This is a genomic window from Thiothrix sp. (assembly GCF_028714775.1).
In the GTDB taxonomy this organism is placed as follows: Bacteria; Pseudomonadota; Gammaproteobacteria; order Thiotrichales; family Thiotrichaceae; genus Thiothrix.
The window spans coordinates 51,322-77,337 of the sequence record NZ_JAQTLS010000011.1 but is presented as its reverse complement, the minus strand read 5'-3'; the positions used below and the strand labels follow the sequence as shown (position 1 = coordinate 77,337).

General features: G+C 53.4%; 19 protein-coding genes. 13 read left to right on the top strand and 6 right to left on the bottom strand.

Annotated features, from left to right (window positions below; translation table 11 throughout):
- The first annotated feature begins 7 nt into the window (after positions 1 to 7).
- Positions 8 to 1,897: a propionyl-CoA synthetase gene (locus PHE17_RS11950; RefSeq protein WP_301016089.1), complete on the top strand. Its 1,890-nt coding sequence runs from the start codon at positions 8 to 10 to the stop codon at positions 1,895 to 1,897.
- A 62-nt stretch (positions 1,898 to 1,959) separates the two neighbouring features.
- Here PHE17_RS11950 and PHE17_RS11945 read toward each other — a convergent pair whose 3' ends face one another.
- The 5 genes from PHE17_RS11945 to PHE17_RS11925 all read right to left on the bottom strand — a co-directional run bounded on the left by PHE17_RS11945 (position 1,960) and on the right by PHE17_RS11925 (position 10,579).
- Complete coding sequence (locus PHE17_RS11945; RefSeq protein ID WP_301016088.1) at positions 1,960 to 2,892, bottom strand: MBL fold metallo-hydrolase; 933 nt, start codon at positions 2,890 to 2,892, stop codon at positions 1,960 to 1,962.
- Between the two features lie 21 nt (positions 2,893 to 2,913).
- Positions 2,914 to 3,693: a toll/interleukin-1 receptor domain-containing protein gene (locus PHE17_RS11940; RefSeq protein WP_301016087.1), complete on the bottom strand. Its 780-nt coding sequence runs from the start codon at positions 3,691 to 3,693 to the stop codon at positions 2,914 to 2,916.
- A gap of 3 nt (positions 3,694 to 3,696) precedes the next feature.
- The gene (locus PHE17_RS11935; RefSeq protein WP_301016086.1) at positions 3,697 to 7,848 is read right to left on the bottom strand and encodes a HEAT repeat domain-containing protein; all 4,152 of its coding nucleotides are present in this window, start codon (positions 7,846 to 7,848) and stop codon (positions 3,697 to 3,699) included.
- Complete coding sequence (locus PHE17_RS11930) at positions 7,845 to 9,320, bottom strand: SIR2 family protein (protein WP_301016085.1); 1,476 nt, start codon at positions 9,318 to 9,320, stop codon at positions 7,845 to 7,847. The genes PHE17_RS11935 and PHE17_RS11930 overlap by 4 nt, the downstream gene beginning before the upstream one ends.
- Positions 9,321 to 9,406: 86 nt before the next feature.
- Positions 9,407 to 10,579 carry a pyridoxal phosphate-dependent aminotransferase gene (locus PHE17_RS11925; RefSeq protein ID WP_301016084.1) on the bottom strand — a complete coding sequence of 391 codons (1,173 nt, stop codon included), beginning with the start codon at positions 10,577 to 10,579 and terminating at the stop codon, positions 9,407 to 9,409.
- A gap of 34 nt (positions 10,580 to 10,613) precedes the next feature.
- Between PHE17_RS11925 and PHE17_RS11920 the strand changes: the two genes are divergently transcribed.
- The 9 genes from PHE17_RS11920 to PHE17_RS11880 all read left to right on the top strand — a co-directional run bounded on the left by PHE17_RS11920 (position 10,614) and on the right by PHE17_RS11880 (position 19,412).
- Positions 10,614 to 11,405 carry a peptidoglycan DD-metalloendopeptidase family protein gene (locus PHE17_RS11920; RefSeq protein ID WP_301016083.1) on the top strand — a complete coding sequence of 264 codons (792 nt, stop codon included), beginning with the start codon at positions 10,614 to 10,616 and terminating at the stop codon, positions 11,403 to 11,405.
- 651 nt (positions 11,406 to 12,056) lie between these two features.
- Positions 12,057 to 13,265: an FtsH protease activity modulator HflK gene (gene hflK, locus PHE17_RS11915; protein ID WP_301016082.1), complete on the top strand. Its 1,209-nt coding sequence runs from the start codon at positions 12,057 to 12,059 to the stop codon at positions 13,263 to 13,265.
- Positions 13,265 to 14,134: a protease modulator HflC gene (gene hflC / locus PHE17_RS11910; protein ID WP_301016081.1), complete on the top strand. Its 870-nt coding sequence runs from the start codon at positions 13,265 to 13,267 to the stop codon at positions 14,132 to 14,134. The genes hflK and hflC overlap by 1 nt, the downstream gene beginning before the upstream one ends.
- Before the next feature lie 6 nt (positions 14,135 to 14,140).
- Entirely contained in the window at positions 14,141 to 14,332 is a 192-nt protein-coding gene (locus PHE17_RS11905) for a DUF2065 domain-containing protein (RefSeq protein WP_301016080.1), read from the top strand.
- A gap of 11 nt (positions 14,333 to 14,343) precedes the next feature.
- Positions 14,344 to 15,534, top strand: coding sequence for an ATP phosphoribosyltransferase regulatory subunit (locus PHE17_RS11900; RefSeq protein WP_301016079.1), 1,191 nt, complete (start codon positions 14,344 to 14,346; stop codon positions 15,532 to 15,534).
- Positions 15,535 to 15,573: 39 nt separating this feature from the next.
- Positions 15,574 to 16,869 carry an adenylosuccinate synthase gene (locus PHE17_RS11895; protein ID WP_301016078.1) on the top strand — a complete coding sequence of 432 codons (1,296 nt, stop codon included), beginning with the start codon at positions 15,574 to 15,576 and terminating at the stop codon, positions 16,867 to 16,869.
- Positions 16,870 to 16,877: 8 nt separating this feature from the next.
- The gene (locus tag PHE17_RS11890; RefSeq protein ID WP_363320111.1) at positions 16,878 to 17,618 is read left to right on the top strand and encodes a tRNA threonylcarbamoyladenosine dehydratase; all 741 of its coding nucleotides are present in this window, start codon (positions 16,878 to 16,880) and stop codon (positions 17,616 to 17,618) included.
- On the top strand, positions 17,615 to 18,379 hold the full coding sequence (potC, locus tag PHE17_RS11885) for a spermidine/putrescine ABC transporter permease PotC (protein WP_301016076.1): 765 nt from the start codon (positions 17,615 to 17,617) through the stop codon (positions 18,377 to 18,379). Before PHE17_RS11890 ends, potC begins: the two co-directional genes overlap by 4 nt.
- A gap of 1 nt (position 18,380) precedes the next feature.
- Positions 18,381 to 19,412, top strand: coding sequence for an extracellular solute-binding protein (locus tag PHE17_RS11880; protein ID WP_301016075.1), 1,032 nt, complete (start codon positions 18,381 to 18,383; stop codon positions 19,410 to 19,412).
- A gap of 3 nt (positions 19,413 to 19,415) precedes the next feature.
- On the opposite strand, the gene rnt is transcribed toward PHE17_RS11880, so the two are convergent.
- A complete protein-coding gene (gene rnt, locus PHE17_RS11875; RefSeq protein WP_301016074.1) occupies positions 19,416 to 20,057 on the bottom strand; it encodes a ribonuclease T in 642 nt (213 codons plus the stop codon).
- Positions 20,058 to 20,267: 210 nt separating this feature from the next.
- On the opposite strand from rnt, the gene aceE reads away from it, so the two are divergent.
- The 3 genes from aceE to lpdA are packed head-to-tail and all read left to right on the top strand — an operon-like array spanning position 20,268 to position 26,014.
- Positions 20,268 to 22,925, top strand: coding sequence for a pyruvate dehydrogenase (acetyl-transferring), homodimeric type (aceE, locus tag PHE17_RS11870; RefSeq protein WP_301016073.1), 2,658 nt, complete (start codon positions 20,268 to 20,270; stop codon positions 22,923 to 22,925).
- 12 nt (positions 22,926 to 22,937) lie between these two features.
- Positions 22,938 to 24,260 carry a dihydrolipoyllysine-residue acetyltransferase gene (gene aceF, locus PHE17_RS11865; protein ID WP_301016072.1) on the top strand — a complete coding sequence of 441 codons (1,323 nt, stop codon included), beginning with the start codon at positions 22,938 to 22,940 and terminating at the stop codon, positions 24,258 to 24,260.
- A complete protein-coding gene (gene lpdA / locus PHE17_RS11860) occupies positions 24,257 to 26,014 on the top strand; it encodes a dihydrolipoyl dehydrogenase (RefSeq protein WP_301016071.1) in 1,758 nt (585 codons plus the stop codon). Before aceF ends, lpdA begins: the two co-directional genes overlap by 4 nt.
- The last annotated feature ends 2 nt before the right edge of the window (positions 26,015 to 26,016 follow it).

Genomic DNA, 26,016 nt, shown 5'->3' with positions numbered 1-26,016 from the left:
AGACAAAATGAGTTACCAAGCAGAATACGACCGTTCGATGAATGACCCAGAAGGTTTCTGGAAAGAAAAATCCGAAGCCCTCAAATGGTTCAAAGCCCCTGAGAAAATCCTGTCGCAAGACGAACACGGCATTTACCACTGGTTCGCCGATGGCGAAATGAATACTGCGTACATGGCGCTGGATTACCACGTTGAAAACGGGCGTGGCGATCAAGTGGCGGTCATTTACGATTCGCCTGTTACTGACATCAAGAAAACTTACACTTACGCCGAACTGCGCGATGAAGTCGCAAAAACTGCCGGGATGCTGGCGGGTTTGGGCGTCGAAAAAGGCGACCGCGTAATCATTTACATGCCGATGATCCCCGAAGCGGTGATCAGCATGTTGGCAACGGCACGTCTGGGCGCGATCCATTCCGTGGTATTTGGTGGTTTCGCCGCGCCGGAACTGGCACAACGGATTGAAGATGCGCAACCGAAAGTGATGATTTCGGCTTCCTGCGGTATTGAAGTCAAGCGCGTGATCGAATACAAACCGCTGCTCGACAAAGCGATCAGCCTCTCTGCGCACAAGCCGCAAAGCTGCATCATTTTCCAACGCCCGCAAGTGACTTCCCCGCTGACCGAAGGCCGTGACCACGATTGGAACACGCTGATAGCAACTGCTGAACCTGTTGGTTGCACACCTGTGAAAGGCACTGACCCACTGTACATCCTCTACACTTCCGGCACGACCGGCAAGCCGAAAGGCGTGGTGCGTGAGAATGGCGGTCATGCGGTGGCGCTGAATTACAGTATGCAAGCCATTTACAACATGAACCCCGGCGATGTGTTCTGGGCTGCGTCTGACGTGGGCTGGGTCGTGGGTCACTCCTACATCGTGTACGCGCCATTGCTGCGCGGTTGCACCACGATTGTGTACGAAGGTAAGCCGGTTATGACACCGGATGCGGGTGCATTCTGGCGCATTACCGAAGAATACTGTGTGAAAGGTCTGTTCTCTGCCCCGACCGCATTCCGTGCGATTAAGAAAGACGACCCGAATGCTGATCTGATCAAAAACTACGACATCAGCAGCCTGACCACCATTTTCTCTGCCGGTGAGCGCCTCGATCCGCCAACCCAAGAATGGATGATGGAAAAAACCGGCAAGCCCGTGATTGACCACTGGTGGCAGACTGAAACGGGCTGGGGCATTACTGCCAACCTGCAAGGCGTGGAACCAATGCCAGTCAAACTGGGTTCTTCCACCATGCCAACACCGGGTTTCAACGTCCAAATTCTGGATGAAAACGGCCTGCGTCTGGAAGCCAACGAGCAAGGCTACATCGCCATCAAACTGCCACTGCCACCAAGCTGCTTGGCAACCATCTGGGGCGATGTCGATAAGTTCAAGCAAGGCTACCTCAGCACCTTCGATGGCTATTATGCCAGCGGTGACGGCGGCTACATCGACGAAGATGGCTATGTATTCGTCATGGGGCGCGTCGACGACGTAATGAACGTCGCAGGCCACCGCCTCTCAACTGGCGAAATGGAAGAAGTGGTCGGTGGGCATCCAGCGGTTGCCGAATGCGCGGTCATTGCGCGTGACGACGACCTCAAAGGCCAAATCCCATTGGGTCTGGTAGTGCTGAAAACTGGCGTGGACATCAGCGAAGAAACGCTGGCGAAAGAACTGGTACAGATGATCCGCAACACCATCGGTGCGATTGCCTGCTACAAGGAAACCTACATCGTCAAGCGCCTGCCGAAAACCCGTTCGGGCAAAACCTTGCGTAAGAGTTTGCGCCAGATGGTGAATGGGCAACCGTATGTAGTGCCATCCACCATTGATGACGTGACGATTATGCCGGAGATTGAGGAATTGCTGCGGGAGAAGGGTGTGATTGCCTAATTCGCGGTAAATGATCAAGGTAGGTATCCTTTGCGCTAAGGCGGGATACCTACCCTTTAAAGCTACTCCGCCTCAAGCTGCAAATAAGTCTGATGGATATTGCGCCCGTGCAAGTCTTTGGACAGTTGCAGGAAATCGAAGCGCTTGTCGGCGGAAAGGCGTTTGACCGCATCGCCCAAATCTTCCATTTCCTCCAGCGACTTGCCGACTTCTGTCACCAGCCAATCGAGGTAATCGCCCGTATTTTTCTGCGCAGTTGCCAAATCACTGGGATTGCCATGCCCCGGAATCAGGTGTTCAGGCTTGAGTTCCGCCATTTTCTTGAAGGTCGCTTGCCAAGCCTTGACCTTGGAAATGTCCGGCAGCACGCCTAACATGCGGTCGTTGAACACGATGTCACCCGTGAACACCAGCTTTTCCTTGGGCAACCACAGCACCGCATCGCCGGGAAAATGCCCATCACCCAAATAACGCAACACCATTTCCACGCCGCCAATGGTCAGGGTCTTTTCGTCACCGGGAAAGGTTTCGCTGGCATATTCCACCTTCAAATCTTCCGGTTTGCCGCCGATGCCTGCGGATAAGCGCATCCGGTTGCCCATTTCCTGCTGCTTTTGGCTTTCTACAGTGCGGGCAAGTGCCACAACTGGGATTTTTTGCGCAAGGAAATAGCTATTGCCCATCCAATGGTGGTCTTGCACACCGATGTTGATCACTTGCTTGATGGGTTTGTCGGTCACTTTCTTAACCGCTGCTTCCAGCATTTTCGCGCTGTCTGCGGTTGCGCCAGCGCCGACCAATACCACGCCATCAGCGGTGATGATGAAGCCAGTGGTATTGTTCAACCCTTGGTTTTCTGGGTTGCGCTGGTCGATTTCGCCGACGATGGCGTAGACATTATCTGTCACCTGTTTCGTGGTCGGTTCAAAGGCGTGAGCAGCGTGGGCGGCGAATAGCAGCAGGCCGAGGAATGTGGAGAGGAATTTGTGCATCATGGTGGTGGCTTCCGGGTGGGGTCAGGTCGTGGCAAGTATCGCGGTGATTTCGGCTTCAACCTGATCAGCGCTGGCTTGGGCGGCTTTGATGTCGCGTTCGAGGCGCATCTGGCGTTTGGGGTCATCGGTGAGGTCAAGCTCTTCGCGCTGGCGGGTCAGGAGTTCGTGCAAAAGGGCGCGGCGCGATTCGAGTGCGGCGAGTTTTTGTGCGGAGAAATCCCCCCCTACCCCTCTTTTGCCAAAGGAAGCGGAGGAAGGAGGCACAGCATTTACAACTGGCTCTTCGCCTCCCCCTTTGCAAAAGGGGGATTGAGGAGAGTTTTCCCGTTGCAACGTGGCTGCGATGTCTTTCGCCAAATCAATCAAGCGGATTTCGTAATCAGGGTGATTCGCCGCCAGTGGGTAGGTACGTTTGCTTTGGGCATCTTGCCACCAGTAGCGGTAGCCAAGCGTGGGGGTAAACGCGGCGGGCTTGTTTTCCAGCGGGATGTGGTCGAGTTCGATGCAGAAAATGCGCCCGGAATTTGCACCAACGCGGGCGCTGAAGGTGGCAAGTTCGTACATGCACCATTCGGAAGCGAGATAACCGGGGGAAAGGATGCTGACAAGGCAGCGGGCTTGCGCCAGTTGCGCATCAATTTCGGGGGAAATCGCGGCGTTGCCGCTGAAACGGTTGTCTTTCCAGAGGCGGTCGGGTTTGGCACGCCCGACGTATTGGTTGACGCGCTGTTCGAGCAGGGCAGCGAAGGTGTCTACCCAGTGTTTGTCGACGTGGGCGTAGCTGAGGAAGAGGTCAGGCATTAATCACCTTTCAATCGTGCATTCTTCGGGTTTCATATCCGTGCCGTCGGGGTTGATGCAGTATTCTTTCAGCAAGCCCGGTAGTTGACGGTCTGCCAGTTCCTTGAGTTCTTTGAGGGCATCCACACGCCATTGGAGTTGGATGCGCGTCCATTCGACACGCGGTTTGATGGAGGCGGCGGAACGCTCGTTGGTCAGGGTGGGTTCGTAGGTTTTCAGGGCTTCAAGTTCTTTGTCTGCGCCGGTGCCTTCCATTGCCAGCAGGGCGATGTCGATGGCGTGGAACAATCCTTGGCGGGTGATGGGGTTGTCGGTTGCCAACCATTCTTGTTCGAGCTTTTGCAGCAGAGGTACGCCAAGAAAATCGCTGTTGGCGAGGCCACGGGCGGCGGCTTCGCGGACTTTAGCAAGGTTGTGGCCTAGCAGTTTGATGCCTTCGGCTTCGTCCATGTTGGCAATGGCGTAGGCGTATTCGTAGATGAAGGGGGCGGGATCGGCGAGTTTGTCGGTGGTGCTGTCTGTGGCTGGCTTATCAGTTGCGACGTTTTCGGTAGGCTCAGCATCACGGCGTTCCCGCCAATCAGCATAGGCGTGATCGAATTCGCCCAGTTTGGTTTTTAGTTCATCCAGTGTTAGCGGTTTTGTTTCCATAATCGGTTGATTGACTGGATGCTGCCGTGCTGTTTCTTCAGCTCCCAGTTTATCTTCATCCGCCAATTGTTTGACGGCTGCATCACGAGTTTGTTGATCAACTAAGGATAATGCCTTGCGTAATAGGAGTTTTTGGATTTCTCTGAGGTTGCTGCCTCGTTCCATACGCAGAGCTGCAATGTAAGCAGATTGACGAATGCCCCGATCCCCATTTTTCAAGCGACGCAGAAGGAAGTCTAGTAACTCGGTTGATGCCACGCGGCTGGACGTTTCGAGGCTAATATCCATGACAGCAAATAAGTGTGGCATCATACCATATAAGTGTAAGTTAGCCAGTGCTGTTGCTGCTGTCTTGCGGACATCTATATTTCCATCCTGTAGCAAACTCAGCAATGTGGGTACAGCCTCTTTGGCTCGTAATTTACCTAATGCCGCTGCCGCTACGTAGCGGACATTCCCATATTCATCTTTGAGCAATCCTAGCAAAGCAGGGATTGCGTCCTTGACTTGCAACTCGCCTAGTACCACTGCGGCTGCGTAACGGACATCTTCATTCTCATCCTTAAGCAGCTCAAGCAAAGCAGGGACGGACTCCTCTGCTTGTAATTGGACTAGTGCCTTTACCGCCGTCCCACGAACTACCTCATCTGCATCATTGAGCAAACCTAACAATGAGGAGATAGAGTCTTTGGACTTTAATTTACCTAATGCCATTGCTGCTGAACAGAGAATTTCTCTATCCTCATTATTCTTAAGTAACTCTAGCAGTGCGGGGATAGAATCCTTGGCCTGCAATTCTCCTAGTGCTGTTGCTGCTGCGCTGCGGATTTCCTTATGCCCCTCCTTAAGCAAGTCTAACAGGACTGGGATAGAATCCTTAGCCTGCAATTCTCCTAACGCTGCTACCGCTGCACTACGGATTTCCTTGTGCCCCTTCTTGTTGAGTAACACTAATAGAGCGGAAATCGCATTCTTGGCTTGCAAGTTGCCTAGTGTTTCTACTACCACACAAAGAACTCTCCTGTCCTCCTCCTTCTTGAGTCTACCCAGCAGTGCAGGAGTGGCTTCTGTAGCCTGCAATTTGCCTAGTGCTTCTGCCGCTGTGAGGCGGACAGCCCTATAATTATCACTTAGCAAGCTCAATAATACAGGGACTGCCTCTTTTACTTGTAATTTACCTAGCGCATCTGCCACCTCACGTCGAACATTCTCATCTTCATCTTTATCTTTGAGTTTCCCCAGTAGGGTAGGAAGTGCTTCCTTGACCTGTAAGCGACCTAACGCATCTACTGCCAAGCGTAGAGTTTCTTTGTTATTGTTATCATCTTTAAGCAAATCTAACAGAGTAGGGATTGCTCCCCTAGCCTGCAATTCCCCTAGTGCTTCCGCTGTTGCGCGACGGACATCTGGGTTCTCATCTTTGAGCAATCCCAACAGAGCGGGGATTGCTCCCTTAGCTTGTAAGTGGCCTAGCGCCTCTGCCGCTTCACGACGGACATCAGAATCCTCATTTCTGAGCAAATCAGTCAAATACATGATTAACTTCAGAGCATCAGGTGTGTTAGCAAGAGCTCTTACTGATGCCCTGTCATCTCCACCTAAAGTGATAAGCTGATCACGAGCCGACTGGGTAACTATTTGCATCGAAAGCTGCTGTCGCCAAAATCGCTTATCTGTATCGGATACAACTTGGTTAATATTATGTTTGTCCTGGAATAAGAGAATTCCAATAGCCGCGTCCGCCCCCCGCCTTATATTGCCAGAATCATCTGCACTTCCAACAATTTCTGTCTTGATTGCATCATTTGGCATTGTTTGCAGAATACGATAAACAGAGTCTGCCGCCGCTGGCACTTTCATTGCTGCAATATGTGGCAATACTCGCTTTGCCAAGTTGATATTTTCTGGAATAATAGATTCTTTTGCCAATTTTAGTGATTCTTGGTAACTTCCATTATTAGCATAGGCGGTAATCCGTTGATCAATTGGTTGATTATGAACCAGCTCCGTTTGTACTTCTATATAGTCAGCAATTAATTTTTGGTTAAACTGTTTATCTGGTTCAAGCTGATAACGTTTGAATTCTGTTTCGGCAATATAGTGCTGTTGGTGAAATAGGTCGAAGCTTGGCTTGCCTTGCCACAATTCAACTTGATCAGAAATTCCTTGTTTTGAGCTAAGGCGTAGTTGGTAGTTTGTAGCATTGACGTAGTAATCCCATCCTGTAAACAATGCTGCAATACTGACAAATCCTGTTGCGCTTATTTGTAGCATCTTGCGCTTTCTCATCCGGTCTTTCCACAGATTATTCCAGCTTTCAATACTTCCAGAAAACATGTCGTGGTAAAGTTCATACCATGTCGTATTTCCCCGCTGTTGGCTACGCAGAATACGTTCCACCGTCAGTTTTTCTAGCATTTTACCCAATGCGATTTCATTTACCCTTACTGTTTCCGCCAAGGCTGCGGCTGTATAGGCCATCTTCACCCCGCGCTGGCTCGCCAAATGATCGAAGGCTTTGGAGGCAAGCTGCTTTTCCGCTAACGTGAAAGTTTGCAACACGCTACTGAGATAATTACTTAGGATACCCTTGGCCTTACCCGCCTTTTCGTAAGTCACCAGACGCAGCAACTTGTCAGGGTCGGTCTTATTCAGTTCCCACAGTTGCGCACAAACGATTTGGAGGTAAGGAGGCTCGACCGTTTCTAGTAACTCGACTACGGGCGAATGAGGGTGGCGGTCAAGTTCACGGCTAAGCAAATCATCCAGCAAAATTTCCAGCAGCACTGGCTCATAGTGGAAGTCGATTTGTTCCACGGGTATGACAATCGCTTCGCGTGCACCTGCCCGCCCCAGCTTCTCCAGCCGATAGAAATTCTCAAACAGGATAGTCGGCAAACGCGGCTTGAACGCATTCAGTTCCAGCGCGAAATCTTCCCGCATTGAAAGCACCAGACTCACAGGCAGTTGCGGAGTGGTGATGACCGCTGTCAGTTGCTCAATGAATGGCTGGAAACTGGCGGTTGCCCGCTGGTAACGGAAAAACTCCTCAAACTGATCAAGGATCAGAACCAATGGATGGCGCACAAACAACCCGCAGAATTCCAGTAACTCCGCCAACGTTTGCCCCACTCCCTCCGCTGCACCGTTTGGAAACTTGCCGCTGGCGTGCAAAGCTTGTAGCACCGCCGCTCTTACACTACTGATCGGTTCACTTACCCAATCAGTGTGGTAAGCCACTTCCAGATTTTCCCCGGTCGGCGACTTCAAACGCGGGATCACCGCCGCCTGCAACAACGAACTTTTACCCACCCCACTCGCCGCAAACAACAGCGTCAGCCGATTGGTCAGCACCTTATCAATCAGGACTTCCGCATCAGTATCCCGTCCAAAAAACTTCCCCTGTTCATCCTCATGATAAGGGCGCAACCCTGGGTAAGGAGCACCTCTTGATTCCTCCCCTGACAAGGGAATACTGGGCGAGATTTCTTTCTTGATACTCATACACCAACTCCCTCCAAATAAGCATCCAACTCACGGAAATCAAAATGATACTGCTTGACGTTGCGGTGTTCCCAAAACGCACTTTCCAGCAGCTTGGGTTGTTCGCCCACCTGTGGCGCATTGCCAATCACGTAGCATGGCTCTTGCGCATTGCGACGTTTTTCTAACAAGGCACTGACTAGCAAGCGGTCTTCCCACTCTTTCGGACGGTAGCCAATGAACAAAAAGCCACGGTTGCGGAATTGCCGTGCCAGATAATCAGGGATAATGCGATCAGCGTAGCGTGCAAAGCTAAAATAATTGCTTTCTGAGAGAGTCATAGCATCACGGCGCAATAGGTCTGCATTAGTATCTTGAAATTCGCCTGTTTCGCATGACCCCCTAATTTTATAGATGATCGAATAGCCATTCTCCAACAAACGAAAGCGTGACAGCTCTTCCTCTGGATAAACGCAGGTTGGTTGACTATGGTCAGAATAACTTACCAGCACATGACCAATGTCATAATCTTCGCTACGATTAATGATTGAGGCGAGTTCCACAAACTGTTTGCCCGCTGCTTTAAATGTACTCTCCAGCAAATTGTCATAACCCGATGAAATCAAAATCAGCGGTATTTTGACCTTGGCAAGTGCTTCATACAAGTTAATCACTCGAGCAGCGTCTGGCAGAGACTTGCGCAAATTATCCAATAAAGAAACCACGCCTAAGTCAGGGCGTAATTGGTAATACTCGGCGATGGAAGACAGCGTACCGTCAAAATGTGTATAGCCAATTTGCTTGGCAAGCTGCCCAACCAAGGCGCGTTCTTCGTGTGGCTCATCGCAATAGGCTGAAACCACGTCTGAACCAAGGAACAACACCACTTCTCCTCGCCGCACGCGCCGTGCCAATGCTTCAATGTTGACCCCATGCCCCCCTGCGTTGGGTTTCATTACTGCGAACCAGTCTATAAAATCGCTGACATCCAATTCACCATTCAAAAAGGCTTCGGTTTGCTCCAATATCGCGCTGTATTCAGAGCTGTTATCTGGCTGGTTCAAAGTGGTGGCCAGTTCTTTGAAAATTGGTTTGATGTCTTTCATGCGAAACGACAAACGCTTGACCACTTCCACGGCTTTGGTTTGGTTGGTGTGCAGGGTTTCGAGTGCAGCAATTTCCTTTGCGGCAAAAGAGTTACCGGGGTAAGCGAACTGGATTTGATACCAGCAATTCAATGCTTGTGTATACGCGCCATTGCGTTTGAGTTGGCTCGCTTCAGCAATCAGACTGCTTTGTTGCAGCGTTAGGAGTTCAGTTTCGACTTGATCCAAGGCATCCTGTGTCTTGGCGATGAGCTTTTCGATCCGCATTCGTTCCTCCTCGCGGGTTTCGAGGTCGAGTTGACTTTGCAAGCGGGCTAGCTTTTCTGCTAGCAATGCTTGGCGAATGGTGAAGTCATGCAGTTTTTGCTGATGGGGATCGTCTGGCATGGCAGTAAACCTTATTGAAGGAGGGGTAATCTGCGCTATTTTTATACCAATTTGCCACCCAATACCACCCTATAACATAAAAAACTTTAATCGTGCAAATATTTCGCCAGCCTCCCCACCGCCTCTTCCAACCGCCCTACCCCACACGTATACGCAAACCTCACATGCGTCTGTGCCTGATGGCTACCGAAATCAATTCCCGGCGTAAATGTTACCCCGGTTTTATCCAACATCTCGCGGCACAGGGCTTGGGCATCATCCCCAAAACGTTCCGAACCCGCATAGATATAGAACGCCCCCTGCGGCTCAGTACGCACCGCGAACCCCAATTCCGTCAACGCGGGCAAGAGGAAATCGCGCCGCCGTTGCAATTCCTGCCGCTGCGCTTCCATGATGGCTAGCGATTCCGGGGTAAATGCGGCTAACGCGGCATACTGCGCGGGTGTGGGTGCGGCGAGGAAAATGTTTTGCGCCAAACGGTCGAGCGTTTCCACTGCGTATTCCGGCGCGACTACCCAGCCCAAACGCCAGCCGGTCATGCCGAAGTATTTGGAAAAGCTATTGATCACCCAAAGGTTATCCGGGTCTACCGACAAGGCTGTGACATCGGGCACGCCATAGGTCAAGCCCTGATAGATTTCATCAACGATCAATTCCCCACCGCGCTGGCGGGTTTCCGCGTGGATTGCCGCCAGTTCTGCCAAACCCAGCACCGTACCCGTCGGATTGGCGGGGCTTGCCAGCAATACCGCACGGGTCGCCGCATTCCAATGCTGACGGACATGCGCCGCCGTCAACTGGTAAGCCGTATCCGCACCCACCGGAATGCCGACGGCCTTGCCTTCAAACAGGCGCACGAAATGGCGGTTGCACGGATAGCCGGGGTCGGTCATCAGCACTTCATCCCCCGGATTCAGCATTGCCCCCAACACCAATTGCAGCGCCCCCGACGCACCGGGCGTGACCAAAATGCGTTCCGACGACACTGTTACCCCGAAACGGCTGGCGTAATACCCCGCAATCGCCTCCCGCAAGGCAGGCAAACCACGTGCTGCCGTGTATTTGGTCTGCCCATTTTGCAAAGCGCGGATACCTGCTTCTACAATCGGCGGCGGCGTTGGAAAGTCCGGCTCGCCCACTTCCAGATGGATGATGTCCTGCCCGGCGGCTTCCCGTTGACGCGCTTCCGCCAGTAATGCCATGACATGAAACGGCTGGATGTCCCGCATACGGGCGGCGGCTCGACTATACTCATTCATAAATCGGACTCATAGAAACAATCAGGGAAATGAAATGAAAAAATGGCTGTTGCTTGGCTTTGCGCTTTATTCCGCCCATGCCGGGGCATTCCCCCGCGCTAACCCCGTACCGGGTGGGATTGCAGAAATCCCACTTGCTCCCCAATCAGCCAGCGCCCCGATTGTACAGTACGCCGGGCGGCGGGTAACGGTCGCTGCCAATAACGGGCAATGGGTAGCACTGGTAGGCATCCCCTTCGATGCACAGGCAGGCACGTACAGTGTGCAAGTCCGCAACGGCAAACCCATCGAATTCAGCGTGCAAGACAAACAATACCGCACCCAACGCATTACCCTCAGCGACAATAATATGGTCGAGCCGGATGAAGAATCCAGCGCCCGTATCGTGCGTGAATTGGCAGTCCAGAAACAGCTTAAAACCCGCTTCAGCGCTGGGGAAGCCGATTTAAATTTCATACGCCCTGCCCCCGGCGCAGACACCGGGCGTTTCGGAATGCGGCGCATTTTCAACGGGCAACCACGCAATCCCCACAGCGGCATGGACATTGCCGCCGCTGCTGGTACACCCGTCAAATCAACCGCTTCCGGGCGGGTATTGCATACCGGCGATTTCTTTTTCAGTGGCAATGTGGTGTACGTCGATCATGGCGCAGGCGTGATTAGCATGTATGCGCACCTGAGCAAAATCTCGGTGAAAGTAGGCGATGTGGTGCAACAAGGGGACATTCTCGGCGAGGTTGGCAGCACCGGACGTGCGACCGGCCCGCACCTGCATTGGTCGGTTTATCTCAACGGCGAAGCGGTCGATCCTACCCTGTTTTTATAGGCGAAAAATCAATCTAACGATTCAGGTTCGATTCAGCGCCCCCCCCTTACTATGGTCTCACTTCAGCAGGAGTCGTGAACTTGGGGTTTGTGGTAACGATTTCGTCGTCAGAGGTTTCTGAAATACAAAAAATAAGCTGTTCCGCCGTTCTGACACTCAATGGCATAAGAGATTCGGGATGACGGCAGGCTGAAGTTACATTCTCGATCGAGCCCTTTCAACCGGCCATTCATTGGGGAGCTGGTTAGGGGGCTGGACTTCGGGAACGAGCGTTGCATAACGACTTGATAAACACTGGGAGTTGATCAAGTAAGCATGTTGCTCTACGGGCGCGATGGCGCAAACAGGGGGTTTGCCTGCGTCCAACCGGGATACCGTTCCGGCGTTCTTGAGTCACCTTCACAAAGCGGCGGGTCTTTATGGCCCGCTTTTTTTTGTGCGCTTTATTATACAGATTCTATGTATAAATAAAATCTTTTTGTTCAAGTAGTTGGTTGGCATCTGCATCCCGCCTTAACCGTCCTCGCTACGCCTATTTGCCTATTTTCCTGGGTAAGTTTGGTGATCGGCCCACCGAATCTGCTATGCTTCGCGTTGCGCCGCTTTATAGCGCTCAATCTAGCGACAAGACAGTCTATTTAGGAGCAAACTATGCCCTGGAATGAACCGGGTGGGGATCAAAAAGACCCGTGGACAGGAAAAAAACGTGGTTCGAGCAACGACCCCGAAGAATTCATCCGCAAACTGACCCAAAAACTGGGCGGCCTGTTTGGCTCCGGCGACGGTTCTGACGGCAATAACAATGGCACTAAGGGCATCGCGCTCCTGTTGACATTAGTGGTTGCGGGCTGGCTGTTATCTGGCATTTATACTGTAGATGCACGTCAGCAAGGACTGGTATTACGCTTTGGCGCTTTTCAGGAAATCATGGGTGCGGGCTTGCATTGGCATCTACCCTACCCAGTTGAAACCGTCGAAATCATTGACGTGGAACAAAACCGTAGCGCCCAAGACCGCAGCACCATGCTGACCAAGGACGAAAACATCGTCGAGATTGGCGTTTCCGTGCAATACAAAATCCGTAATGCGCAAGAGTATGCCTTCAATGTCAAAGACGTGGACAGCAACGACCAAAGCAGTGGCACATTGTACCAAGTGATGCGCGGCGCAACCCGTGAAGTGGTCGGGCGCAATGACATGGATTTCATCCTCAAAGAAGGCCGCGAACAGATTGCTGGGGACGCACAAGCGTTGATGCAAAAGGTGTTGGATGATTACAAATCCGGCTTGCAAGTCCTCAAAGTCAACTTGACCTACGCCGAAGCGCCCACCGAAGTTAAAGAAGCTTTCGATGATGCCAATAAGGCACGCGAAAACGCCAACCAGTTCAAGAACGAGGCGGAAACTTACAGCAATAAAGTCTTACCGGAAGCGCGTGGTAAAGCTGCCCGTTTACTGGAAGAAGCCAACGCCAAACGCCAAGAGGCCATTGACCGTGCGGAAGGGGATGCAGCTCGCTTCACCCAATTGGTAGCCGCGTACCGTAAAGCGCCTGAAATTACCCGCGAACGTCTCTATCTGGAAACGATGGAAGCCGTCATGGGTGGCAGCCGCAAAGTGGTGGTTGATGCCACGAAAGGCAACAATATGATTTACCTGCCGATGACCTCAAGCAACGATCCAGCAGCCGCGATTGCTGCCGATGCGGTTAACAATGCAGCCGCCGCGACCGCAGCCAAAACCGCGCCAACCGCCAACGCTGCTGCCGGGGCAAGTAAAACCCCTAGCGATACCGACAAAACTGAAGGTGAAATTGTGCGTGGAACAGACCGCGAAAGCAGTACTCGGGGAGGCCGCTAATGGACATTAAAAACCTAGTTATCGGCATCGGTGGACTGATCGTATTGCTGTTGCTCATGTCTGCCTATACGGTTGACCAACGTGAGCAAGCCATTTTGTTCGAGTTCCGCAAAATCAAGCAAGCGGACATCCAGCCGGGGCTGCACTTCAAACTCCCGCTGATGAACACTATCAGCCGGTTCCCGTCGCAAATCTTGACCCTGACTTCCAAGTCCGAGCGTTTCCTCACGGGCGAAAAGAAATACGTGACCGTCGATTTCTTCGTCAAATGGCGCATCAAAGACGTGTCCAACTTCTACCGTTCCACGGGTGGCGGACGCATGGCCGATGCCGAAAACCGCTTGGAACAATTGATGAAAGACGGGCTGCGTAACGAGTTCAGCCGCCGCACCATCCAAGAAGCGTTGGCTGCCGAACGTGACAAAATCATGCAAGGGCTGGCAACCAAGTCCAACGACGTTGCTAAACAACTGGGTATTGAAATTGTCGACGTGCGCGTCAGCAAAATTGACTTCCCCGATACCGTCAGCAACTCGGTATACGAACGGATGCGCTCTGAACGCCAACGGGTCGCGCAAGACTTCCGTTCCCGTGGGCAGGAAGAGGCTGAAAAGCTGAAGGCAACCGCTGACCGCAAAGCCACCATTACTTTGGCAGAAGCGTACAAGGAAGCGGAAAAGATTCGCGGTGAAGGCGATGCCAAAGCAGCGGAAATTTACGCCAATGCCTACCAGCAAGATGCCGAATTCTATTCCTTCTACCGCAGCTTGAGCGCTTACCGTAATACCATCGGCAAACCGGGCGATGTGATGGTGGTGGAACCGGACTCCGAGTTCTTCCGTTACTTCAAGCAAAAAACTGTGCCGTAAATCCGCGTGGATGTTAACTGGCACGATTTGTTTAATGCACTCGCTCTGGTATTGGTACTGGAGGGGCTTTTGCCATTCGCAAGCCCCTCGCGCCTTAAGCAAACCTACGCAAACCTGCTGAACTTGCCTGACAAAACCTTACGAAGCATTGGTCTGGCGAGTGTAATTGCTGGTATCCTACTGCTCTTTGTGACTTAACTAGCTGGAATATGCCACACACAAACCTTTACTGGGCGCTCCCGGATGGGATCAGCGAAGCCCTGCCCGACGAAGCCGAACGCTTGGAGCAATTGCGCCGCGAGCTGCTTGACCTCTATGCCACTTGGGGCTACCGCCTCGTGATGCCGCCGTTAGTGGAATTCATGGAATCCTTAAGCACCGGGCATGGCACGCATCTGGATGTGCAAACCTTCAAGCTCACCGACCAATTGAGTGGGCGCATGATGGGTGTACGGGCGGACATGACCCCGCAAATTGCCCGCATTGACGCGCACAAACTGAAAACTGACCAGCCGAACCGCCTGTGTTACATCGGCAGCGTATTGCGTACCCGCAGCTTCCACCGCGATGGTTCACGTTCACCGTTGCAAGTGGGCGCGGAACTGTTCGGGCACGCGGGGCTGGACAGTGACGCCGAAGTCATTTCCTTGCTGCTGGAAACCCTGACCCATTGCCACATCCCTGATCTGGTGTTGGATATTGGGCACGTCGGTATCTTCCGCAGCCTTGCGCGTGCCGCTGGCATGAATGCGCAACAGGAAAACGCTTTCTACGACATGCTAGAACGCAAATCCCTGCCGGAAATTGATGCGTGGCTGGAAAACGCCAAGCTGCCTGCCGACCTTGAGCATTACTTGCGCCAATTGCCGCGTTTGAATGGCTCAACCGAGGTGCTGGATGAGGCTGATGCGCTGTTTGTTAACGCCCCGGCGGAAGTCCGCGAAGCCTTGGTTTACCTGCGCACCCTGACCGGACGCATTAGCGCCCTTTTCCCCGCGTGCAATATCCATGTTGATCTGGCTGAATTGAGCGGTTATGACTACCATACAGGGATTGTGTATGGCATATACACCCCCGGATTAGGGCGGGAAGTGGCACGCGGCGGCCGTTACGACGGTATCGGCGAAGCCTTCGGGCGGGTACGGCCTGCCACAGGTTTCAGCACTGACCTGCGCACTCTGGCGAAATATGCCCTGCCGCATCAACAAGCGCACGGGCAAGCAGCAATTTTTGCCCCAGCAACAGCGGATGCGGCATTGGAACAACTGATCCGCGAGCTGCGCCGCCAAGGCAAGTGCGTCATCCGCGCCTTGGATGGGCAAGCAACTACCCCCGCCGCGCTGGGGTGCAAGCAACAAATTATAGCGGGAGACGGACAGTGGGCCGTCGTCGCAGTTTGACATTTACTGACACATTGAAAAATCTTGAGCGAGACTGACATGGGAAAATTCGTCGTTGTATTGGGCACACAGTGGGGTGATGAAGGCAAAGGCAAGATCGTTGACCTTTTGACCGAAAATGCATCTGCTGTCGTCCGTTTCCAGGGCGGGCATAACGCCGGGCACACACTCGTCATCAATGGCGAGAAAACCGTATTGCACCTCGTCCCTTCCGGCATCCTGCGCGAAGGCGTGGAATGCATGATCGGCAACGGCGTAGTACTCGCCCCTGATGCCCTGCTCAAAGAAATCGAAATGCTGGAAGCACGCGGTGTACCTGCGCGTGAACGCCTGAAAATTTCCGCAAGCTGCCAACTGATCCTGCCGTACCACGTCGCCCTTGATGCGGCACGCGAAAAAGCCCGTGGCAAGCAAGCTATCGGCACAACCGGACGCGGCATTGGCCCAGCTTACGAAGACAAAATTTCCCGCCGTGGTTTACGTGTTGGCGACCTGCTGAACCCAGAACAGTTTGAAACCAAACTGCGCGGCATCATGGAATACCACAATTTCATGCTGGTAAATTACTTCAAATGTGACGCGGTTGACCCGGACGCAGTGCTGGCAGAAGCCATGAAAATGGCAGAAATCATCAAGCCGATGATTACCGACATCCCTAACCGTTTGGCTGAACTGCGTAAAGCGGGCAAAGACGTGATGCTGGAAGGCGCACAAGGCACGCTGCTGGACATCGACCACGGCACTTACCCGTTCGTTACCTCATCCAGCACTACCGCTGGTGGCGCTTGCACAGGCTCTGGCATTGGCCCGCGTAACCTTGATTACATTCTCGGCATCACCAAAGCCTACACCACTCGTGTTGGTTCTGGTCCATTCCCGACTGAGTTGTTTGATGATGTGGGCGCATACATCGCCAAGCAAGGTAATGAATTCGGCTCCACCACAGGTCGTCCGCGCCGTTGCGGTTGGTACGATGCGGTGTCTTTGCGCCGCGCCATGCACATCAACTCCATCAGCGGCTTGTGTATCACCAAACTGGACGTGCTGGACGGTCTGGAAACTGTGCGTATTTGCACAGCCTACAAGCTGGATGGCAACATCATTGATGTCCCACCCGTTGACACCGATGAATTCTCCCGTTGTGAGCCGGTCTACGAAGACATGCCGGGCTGGACAGAATCCACCTTTGGCGCAACCAGCTATGATGCGTTGCCTGCCAATGCGAAAGCCTACCTCAAACGTCTGGAAGAAGTCGTGGAAACCCCGATTGACATCATTTCCACCGGCCCTGACCGCGACCAAACCATCATCTTGCGTGACCCTTACGCCGCGTAATGGATGAAATGGATGTCAGCCGCCGATTCGGTGGCATCATCCGCACTTACGGTGAAGTGGCATTTGCCCGCTTCACCGCTTCCCACGTTTGCGTCATTGGTGTCGGTGGCGTTGGCTCTTGGGCCGTCGAAGCCCTTGCCCGCAGCGGTATTGGCACGCTTACCCTGATCGACCTCGACAATGTAAGCGAATCCAACATCAACCGCCAATTGCCCGCCTTGGGCAGCACCGTAGGCCGCGCCAAAGTTGATGTACTGAAAGAACGTTGCCTCGACATCAATCCCGCGTGCCAAATCCACACCATCGAAGATTTCATTGAACGCGAAAACCTTGGGCAACTGATCCGCCCCGAATTCCATTACGTGCTGGATTGCATCGACAATGCCCGCACCAAAGCTGTACTGATTGCTTATTGCCGCCGCAATAAAATTCGCCTGATTACCTTAGGCGGCGCTGGCGGGCAAAAAGACCCGACCAAAATCCGCCTCACTGACCTGAGCCGCACCTTACAAGACCCACTGCTATCCAAGGTGCGCAAGGAATTACGCCAGCATTACGGTTTCAGCAGCAACCCCAAACGGCGCTTTGACGTGCCTGCGGTGTGGTCGGAAGAAGCCGTGAGCTTGCCCAAGCAAACCGACGGTGCAAGTGCTTGCGATTTGAGTTGCGCGGGTGGGATTGGCTCAGTGATGACCGTGACCGCCAGTTTTGCGCTAGTTGCGGTTAGCCACGTCTTGGGTAAATTATGAAAACCCTCAAATGGAGCTTCATCTCCGCCATCTTCGCCTACCTCTACCTGCCCATCATCATTCTGGTGATCAACTCCTTTAACGATTCCAAATACGGTTACGAGTGGAAAGGCTTTACCGTCAAATGGTATGAAAAGTTACTGGAAGATGATGCACTTACGCAGGCATTTTTAAATTCACTGCTAATTGCCGGGCTTGCCGCGACAGTTGCGACCGTGGTTGGCACGCTGATGGCGCTGGCAATCCACCGTTACCGCTTCCCAATGAAAACTACCGCCAGCAGCCTGCTGTTCGTGGTGATGATGTCGCCGGATATTGTGCTGGCAATCACGTTTTTGGTGATTTTCATCGCGCTGGGTATCCAATTGGGGTTTTGGTCGTTATTGATTGCGCACATCACGTTTTGCCTGCCCTTTGTGGTCATCACGGTTTACGCGCAACTTAAAGGTTTCGATAAGCACCTGTTGGAAGCCGCACAAGACTTGGGCGCGGGCGAAAGCCGCATTTTCCGCCTGATCATTTTCCCCTTGGTATTTCCCGCGATTGTGGCTGGGTGGTTATTGAGCTTTACCCTGTCGCTGGATGATGTAATCATCAGTTCATTCGTCACCGGCCCCGGCTTTGAAATACTGCCTATCCGCGTGTTTTCGATGGTAAAAGTTGGTGTATCCCCGGAAGTGAACGTACTCGCAACACTGTTGCTGACGATTTCACTGTTACTGGTCACTTTCTCAACTCTGCTGCTCAGGAGGAAATACTGACATGAAAATTCCCGCCCTCATTGCTGCCCTGCTCATGAGCGCCGCCTGCGCACTGCACGCCGAAGAAAAAGTCGTGGTTTACAACTGGGCTGAATACATCCCGGAAAGCACGCTACAAGATTTTGAGAAAGAAACCGGCATCAAGGTTGAGTATTCCACCTACGAAAACAACGAGGTGATGTATTCCAAACTCAAGCTCCAACAAGGCAAAGGCTATGACATCGTAGTTCCCTCTTCCTATCTGGTCTCGAAAATGCGCAATGAGGGCTTGCTGCAAAAAATCGACCACAAAAAGCTGACAAACCTGCGTAACCTGTCAATCAGCCTCATGAACAAGCCGTATGACCCCGGCAATGAATACAGCATCCCCTACCTATGGGGCAGCACCGGCATCGCGCTCAACAGCAAAGAAATCGACCCTGCAAGCATTACTAGCTGGGCAGATTTATGGGATGCGAAATGGCAAGGCAAACTGCTGCTCGTGGATGACGTGCGCGAAGTGTTTAACATGGCACTGAAAAAACACGGTTTTTCCACTAATAGCACCAACCCGGATGAAATCAAAACCGCTTACGAAGACCTGCAAAAACTCATGCCGAATGTGCGCGTGTTCAATGCGGATGCCCCACGTGAGCCATTCCTTGCCGGTGACGTAAACCTAGGCATGATCTGGAGCGGCGAAGCGATCATGGCGCAAAAGGAAAACCCCGACATCAAATACATCTACCCCAAAGAAGGCGCGGGTTTCTGGGTAGACAGTTTCACCATCCCGGTCGGGGCGGAACACGCTGACAATGCCCACAAGTTCATCGACTACATGCTCAAAGCCGACGTTGGCAAGAAAGTGGTAGAAGAACTCGGTTACAGCACCCCCAATGGCGCATCCCGTGACTTACTGGACGAAGCCACCCGCAATAACCCGACCATCTTCCCGCCTGCCGAAGCTATCGACAAAGGCGAATTCCAGAATGACATCGGCGACGCCATGAAACTGTATGACGGGTATTGGGAAAAACTAAAGACTGGGAAGTAAGCCTTAATTCTCGACGGCTTTAAACGCGGCATCCAGCGTTTGCCAAGTATTCACGAAATGGCAAAATAAATCTGCTGTCTTTTCAGCATCATACACCGCCGAATGCGCAGAATCGCTGTCCCAGCCCATGTTTGCCGCTTGCGCCAGCCGCGCCAAGACGGTTTGTCCGTACATTACCGCGCCCAGTGAAACGGTATCGAGGGTACTGAATGGGTGGAAAGGGTTGCGGGTTGCCTTGATACGTTCGGCAGTGGCATGGACGAAGTTCAAGTCAAACGGGGCATTGTGCCCGACCAAAATGGCGCGGTTGCAGCGGTTAACTTTCACTTCTTTACGCACAATCTTGAAAAACTCTTCCATCGCCCTGTCTTCCGGCACGGCCATACGCAGCGGGCTGAAAGGCTTGATGCCATTCACTTCCAGCGACTTCGGATCCATGTTGGCGTTGGGGAACGGTTCAATGTGCCAATTAAAGGTTCGGTGGCGCGAAAGCTCACCTTTTTCATCAATGCGCAGGATAACGGCTGCCAGTTCCAGCAACGCATCCTTACGGCAATCAAATCCTCCGGTTTCCACATCTACTACAACAGGCAGGAAGCCACGGAAACGTCCGGCAATCGGGGTTATTTCTATATCATCAGTCATGCGCGAAGCTTAGCGGAACTGAGTAAAAATGGACAGAGAAGATTTCTTAAAAATATTTGATCATTGTAAGCTATTGAAATTTAAATAATTAAATTTTAAGTGTGTTTTTGGCATTGACTCGCTTCGCCCATGTGCTATCTTTAGCGTCCATCTGGTCTGCAACATGCCAATGGCATACCGGGAGTTACGCCGTATGAAAGAGGATGAACAATGAATAAACCATTGCAAGATATTGATTCACAAGAAACTCAAGAATGGATTGAATCACTTGAAGCAGTCTTTGAAGCAGAAGGTGCGGAACGTGCCCACTTCCTGCTTGAAACCCTGATTGATACCGCCCGCCATAATGGCGCGAACCTGCCGTACTCCGCCAACACCGCTTACATCAACACCATTCCGCCGCATTTGGAACAGCACACACCGGGCAACCGCACTGTTGAGTCGCGCCTGCGTTCCTATATCCGCTGGAATGCTGCCGCGATGGTGGTACGCGCCAACCGCAAGAGCATGGAACTCGGCGGACACATTGCCACCTTCGCTTCTGCTGCGACCCTGTATGACATTGGCATGAACCACTTCTGGCACGCGCCTTCCCCGCAACACGGCGGCGACCTGATTTACTACCAAGGCCACGCAGCCCCCGGCATGTATGCACGCTCCTTCGTCGAAGGCCGTCTGGATGAGCCTGACCTCGACAGTTTCCGCCAAGAAGTGGATGGCGGCGGCTTATCGTCTTACCCGCACCCGTGGTTGATGCCGGATTATTGGCAGTTCCCCACCGTTTCAATGGGCTTGGGGCCACTCCAGTCCATCTACCAAGCGCGGTTCATGAAATACCTGCAAGACCGCAAGCTGGCTGAAACCGCCAACCGCAAGGTGTGGGCTTTCGTCGGTGACGGTGAAACCGATGAACCCGAAACCTTAGGCGCAATCTCGCTCGGCGGACGCGAAAAACTCGACAACCTCGTGTGGGTCGTCAACTGCAACCTGCAACGCTTGGATGGCCCAGTACGCGGCAATGGCAAAATCGTGCAGGAACTCGAAGCGGTATTCCGGGGCGCGGGTTGGAACGTCATCAAACTGCTGTGGGGTTCGTATTGGGATCCGCTCTTGTCGATGGATAAAGACGGCATCCTCAAAGCCCGCATGATGGAAGTCGTGGATGGTGAATACCAAAACTACAAAGCCAAAGACGGCAAATACGTGCGCGAAAACTTCTTCGGCAAATACCCCGAACTGAAAGAAATGGTCGCTAAAATGAGCGACGCTGACATCTGGCGCTTGAACCGGGGCGGTCATGACCCGCACAAGGTTTACGCCGCTTACCACACCGCCACTAACCACACTGGGCAACCGACCGTCATTTTGGCGCACACCGTCAAAGGCTACGGTATGGGTTCCGCTGGTGAAGGCCAAAACCGTACCCACTCACAGAAAAAATTGTCTGGCGAGGAAATGATCGCCTACAAAAACCGTTTCAACATCCCGCTGAGCGATGCGGATGCGGCGGAAGCGAAATACTACCGCCCTGCCCCAGACAGCGAAGAAGTCAAATACATGCTGGAGCGGCGCAGGGCACTGGGCGGTTCCCTGCCGCAACGCCAAACCCACGCCACACCACTGAAAGTGCCGGAACTGTCGCTGTTCCAACCGATGCTGGAAAGCACGGGCGAGCGCGAAATGTCCACCACGATGGTATTCGTGCGGATGCTGACCTTATTGGCACGTGACAAAAATATGGGGCGCAATGTCGTGCCAATCGTGCCGGACGAGGCGCGGACTTTCGGCATGGAAGGCATGTTCCGCCAATTGGGGATTTATTCCTCCGTCGGGCAATTGTACGAGCCGCAAGACAAAGATCAGGTCATGTTCTACAAAGAGGACAAGTCCGGGCAGATTTTGGAAGAAGGCATCAACGAGGCGGGCGCGTTTTCCTCATGGATTGCTGCCGCGACGGCGTACAGCACCCACGGCGTGAACATGGTTCCGTTCTACATCTACTACTCCATGTTCGGGTTCCAACGCATTGGTGACTTGGCGTGGGCAGCGGGCGATAGCCGCGCTCGCGGGTTCCTGATCGGTGGCACGGCTGGGCGCACCACGCTGGCGGGCGAAGGCTTGCAGCACCAAGATGGGCATGGACTGATCCAAGCCAGCTTGATTCCCAACTGTGTCTCCTATGACCCGACCTTCTCCTATGAACTGGCAGTAATCGTACAAAACGGCCTGAAACGCATGTATCAGGATCAGGAAGATGTGTATTACTACATCACCGCGATGAACGAAAACTACACCCACCCTGCCATGCCTGCCGGTTCCGAAGACGGCATTGTCAAAGGCATGTACTTGTTCAGCGGGGGCGGCAAGAAGCGCAAGAAAGTACAGCTCATGGGTTCCGGCACGATCCTGCGCGAAGTGATTGCTGCCGCCGAATTGCTCGACAAGGAATGGGGCGTGGATGCCAATGTGTGGAGCGTCACCAGTTTCAACGAATTGGCGCGTGAAGCCCGCGACATCGAACGCTGGAACATGCTGCACCCGCTGGAAGACGCGAAAGTGCCTTACGTGACGCAAACGATGAAAGGCCAGCGTGGGCCTGCGATTGCCGCGACCGACTACATCCGCCAGTACCCCGACCAAATCCGTGCATGGCTGCCGATGCCTTACACCGTGTTGGGGACAGATGGCTTTGGACGCAGCGATACCCGTGCGCAATTACGCAAACATTTCGAGGTTAACCGCTACTACATCGTCATTGCCGCCTTGAAAGCGCTGGTCGATGAAAAATCCTTGCCTGCCGCCGATCTGGTGAAGGCGATGGAAAAGTACGGCATCAACCCCGAAAAATCCAACCCACGTCTGGCATAAGGAGCGCACATCATGGCAATCCAAGAAATTTTCGTGCCAGACATTGGCAGCTTCAAGGACGTGGAAATCACGGAAGTACTGGTCAAGGTTGGCGACACCATCGCGCTGGAAGACGCGCTGATCACGGTCGAATCCGACAAGGCGTCGATGGAAATCCCCTCGTCCGTTTCGGGCGTGGTCAAGGAGCTGAAGGTTAAGGTCGGCGAGCGCATTTCGGCGGGGAGTTTGATGTTGGTGGTGGATGTGGTGGAAAACACCCCTCCCCCCCCTGCCCCCTCTCCCTCAAGGGGCGAGGGGGAGAAAGATGCTGTCACTTCTTCCGTCCAATTCCCCTCTCCCCCTGAGGGAGAGGGGCTAGGGGTGAGGGGTAAGCGTTCCCCTACTGCCGCCGTGCAAGCCGACCTGAAAGACGTGGATTTCAGCAAAGCCTACGCCACCCCGTCGGTGCGCAAGTTTGCCCGCGAACTCGGCGCAGACCTGAACAAAGTCGCAGGCTCAGGGCGCAAAGGGCGCATCACGCAGGAAGACGTAAAAGCCTTCATCAAAGACGTGATGAGCTTTGGCGGAATGCCATCGGCAGCAGCTTCCGGCAATACGCTGGGCGTTGCGCCGATGCCAGACATCGACTTCAGCCAATGGGGTGACATCGAAACGCAGCCGCTGTCACGCATCAACAAGCTCACGGGCGAATTCCTGCACCGCAACTGGGTACACATTCCGCACGTTACCCAATTCGACCAAGCTGACATCACCGATCTGGAAGCCTTCCGCAAGCAGTTGAATGAGGAAAACGCCAAATCCGGCATGAAGATCACCCCGCTGGTGTTCATCATGAAAGCGGTGGTGGCGGGCTTGAAGGCTTACCCGCGTTTCAATTCCTCATTGGATGCGAAAGGTGAAAACCTAATCCTCAAAAACTACTTCCACATCGGCGTGGCAGTGGATACGCCCGATGGTTTGGTCGTTCCCGTGATCCGTGACGTGGACAAAAAATCCATCATGCAATTATCGGAAGAACTCAAAGAAATCTCCGCCAAAGCGCGTGACAAGAAACTCAAACCTGCGGACATGCAAGGCGGTTGCCTCTCGATTTCCAGCCTCGGCGGGATTGGTGGCACGAAATTCACCCCGATTGTGAATGCGCCAGAAGTCGCCATCCTCGGCATTTCCAAAGCTGACATGCAGCCCATTTGGAACGGCAAGGAATTTACCCCGCGCTTGATGTTGCCGCTGTCGCTGTCCTACGACCATCGCGTGATAGACGGGGCGGATGGTGCACGTTTCACCACTTACTTGGCGAAAATGCTGGGTGACATTCGGAGGTTGCTGGTATGAGCAAGATAATCGAAGTCAAAGTCCCCGACATTGGCAGCTTCAAGGATGTGGAAATCATCGAAGTGCTGGTCGATGCAGGCTTTCAGATTGAGGTGGAAGATTCGCTGATTACCATTGAATCCGACAAATCGTCAATGGAAATCCCTAGCCCTGTCGCTGGCACGATTAAGCAGATGCTGGTGAAGGTGGGAGATCGGGTGTCGGAGGGGTCGGCGTTGATGATGTTGGAGATGGCGGAAGAAGCCCTCACCCCAGCCCCTCTCCCCGAGGGAGAGGGGCTAAAGATGGAAGAACCCTCTTTCTCCCCCTCTACCGCTTCTCGGGAGAGGGGGGCGGGGGGTGAGGGTCTTTTTGCCGAACTCGTCGTCCTAGGCTCCGGCCCCGGCGGTTACACCGCTGCGTTCCGCGCTGCCGATCTTGGCAAGAAAGTGGTGCTGATCGAGCGTTATCCCAATATTGGCGGGGTGTGTTTGAACGTCGGTTGCATCCCGTCGAAGGCGTTGTTGCACACGGCGGAAGTGATTACCGAAGCGAAGGAATTCGCCAAGCACGGGGTGAAATTCGGTGAGCCGGAGATTGATATTGATGCGGTACGCGCCCACAAAGCCAGCACTGTCAGCAAATTGACGACTGGCCTCAAGGGGTTGGCGAAGCAGCGTAAAGTGCAGATTGTGCAAGGTTACGGGCGCTTCACTTCCGACCACACGCTTGAGGTGGAAGCCGCTGATGGCAGCAAGCAAACCGTGCGCTTTGAAAACTGCATCATTGCCGCCGGGTCGCGTGTCACCAAGCTGCCCTTCATCCCGTGGGACGACCCGCGCGTGATGGATTCCACCGATGCGCTGGAGTTACCGGAAATCCCCAAACGCATGTTGGTGGTTGGCGGCGGCATCATCGGGCTGGAAATGGCGACGGTTTACCACGCGCTTGGCGCAAGCATCACGGTGGTGGAACTATCGCCGGGGCTGATGCCCGGTGCTGACCGCGACATCGTGAAACCGCTGCATACCCGCATCAAAGGCTTGTACGAAAACATTTACCTCAGCACCAAAGTCACCGCGATTACGCCCACCCCGGAAGGGCTGGCGTGTACGTTTGAAGGCAAAGGCGCACCCGAAAAAGATACGTTCGACCGCGTGCTGGTGGCGATTGGGCGTTCCCCCAACGGTCAACTGATTGATGCGGGCAAGGCGGGGGTATTCGTCGATGCTCGCGGCTTCATCCCGGTTGACAAGCAGATGCGTACCAACGTACCGCACATTTTCGCCATCGGTGACATCGTGGGGCAGCCGATGTTGGCGCACAAAGCCACGCACGAAGGCAAAGTTGCAGCGGAAGTGATTGCGGGGCACAAATCCTATTTCGACGCAAAAACCATCCCATCGGTCGCCTACACCAGCCCGGAAGTGGCGTGGATGGGCAAAACCGAAGAGCAGTGCAAAGACGAAGGCGTGCTTTACGAAAAAGGCGTGTTCCCGTGGGCAGCGAGTGGGCGGGCGTTGTCGATGGATGCCAGCAACGGCGTGACCAAAGTGCTGTTCGACAAGGAAAGCGGGCGCATCATTGGCGCAGGTATCGCGGGTAAAAATGCAGGGGAATTAATCGCCGAAGCAGTGCTGGCGTTGGAAATGGGCGCGGATGCGCACGACATAGGCTTGACCATCCACCCGCACCCGACGTTATCCGAAACGTTGAATTTTGCGGCGGAAGTGGCAGAAGGCACGTGTACTGATATTTACGCGCCGAAGAAATAGTT

Coding starts and splice junctions, on each gene's coding strand:
- PHE17_RS11950 (WP_301016089.1), top strand. CDS start 8: ATGAGTTACCAAGCAGAATACGACCGTTCGATGAATGACCCAGAAGGT.
- PHE17_RS11945 (WP_301016088.1), bottom strand. CDS start 2,892: ATGATGCACAAATTCCTCTCCACATTCCTCGGCCTGCTGCTATTCGCC.
- PHE17_RS11940 (WP_301016087.1), bottom strand. CDS start 3,693: ATGCCTGACCTCTTCCTCAGCTACGCCCACGTCGACAAACACTGGGTA.
- PHE17_RS11935 (WP_301016086.1), bottom strand. CDS start 7,848: ATGAGTATCAAGAAAGAAATCTCGCCCAGTATTCCCTTGTCAGGGGAG.
- PHE17_RS11930 (WP_301016085.1), bottom strand. CDS start 9,320: ATGCCAGACGATCCCCATCAGCAAAAACTGCATGACTTCACCATTCGC.
- PHE17_RS11925 (WP_301016084.1), bottom strand. CDS start 10,579: ATGAATGAGTATAGTCGAGCCGCCGCCCGTATGCGGGACATCCAGCCG.
- PHE17_RS11920 (WP_301016083.1), top strand. CDS start 10,614: ATGAAAAAATGGCTGTTGCTTGGCTTTGCGCTTTATTCCGCCCATGCC.
- hflK (WP_301016082.1), top strand. CDS start 12,057: ATGCCCTGGAATGAACCGGGTGGGGATCAAAAAGACCCGTGGACAGGA.
- hflC (WP_301016081.1), top strand. CDS start 13,265: ATGGACATTAAAAACCTAGTTATCGGCATCGGTGGACTGATCGTATTG.
- PHE17_RS11900 (WP_301016079.1), top strand. CDS start 14,344: ATGCCACACACAAACCTTTACTGGGCGCTCCCGGATGGGATCAGCGAA.
- PHE17_RS11895 (WP_301016078.1), top strand. CDS start 15,574: ATGGGAAAATTCGTCGTTGTATTGGGCACACAGTGGGGTGATGAAGGC.
- PHE17_RS11890 (WP_363320111.1), top strand. CDS start 16,878: ATGGATGTCAGCCGCCGATTCGGTGGCATCATCCGCACTTACGGTGAA.
- potC (WP_301016076.1), top strand. CDS start 17,615: ATGAAAACCCTCAAATGGAGCTTCATCTCCGCCATCTTCGCCTACCTC.
- PHE17_RS11880 (WP_301016075.1), top strand. CDS start 18,381: ATGAAAATTCCCGCCCTCATTGCTGCCCTGCTCATGAGCGCCGCCTGC.
- rnt (WP_301016074.1), bottom strand. CDS start 20,057: ATGACTGATGATATAGAAATAACCCCGATTGCCGGACGTTTCCGTGGC.
- aceE (WP_301016073.1), top strand. CDS start 20,268: ATGAATAAACCATTGCAAGATATTGATTCACAAGAAACTCAAGAATGG.
- aceF (WP_301016072.1), top strand. CDS start 22,938: ATGGCAATCCAAGAAATTTTCGTGCCAGACATTGGCAGCTTCAAGGAC.
- lpdA (WP_301016071.1), top strand. CDS start 24,257: ATGAGCAAGATAATCGAAGTCAAAGTCCCCGACATTGGCAGCTTCAAG.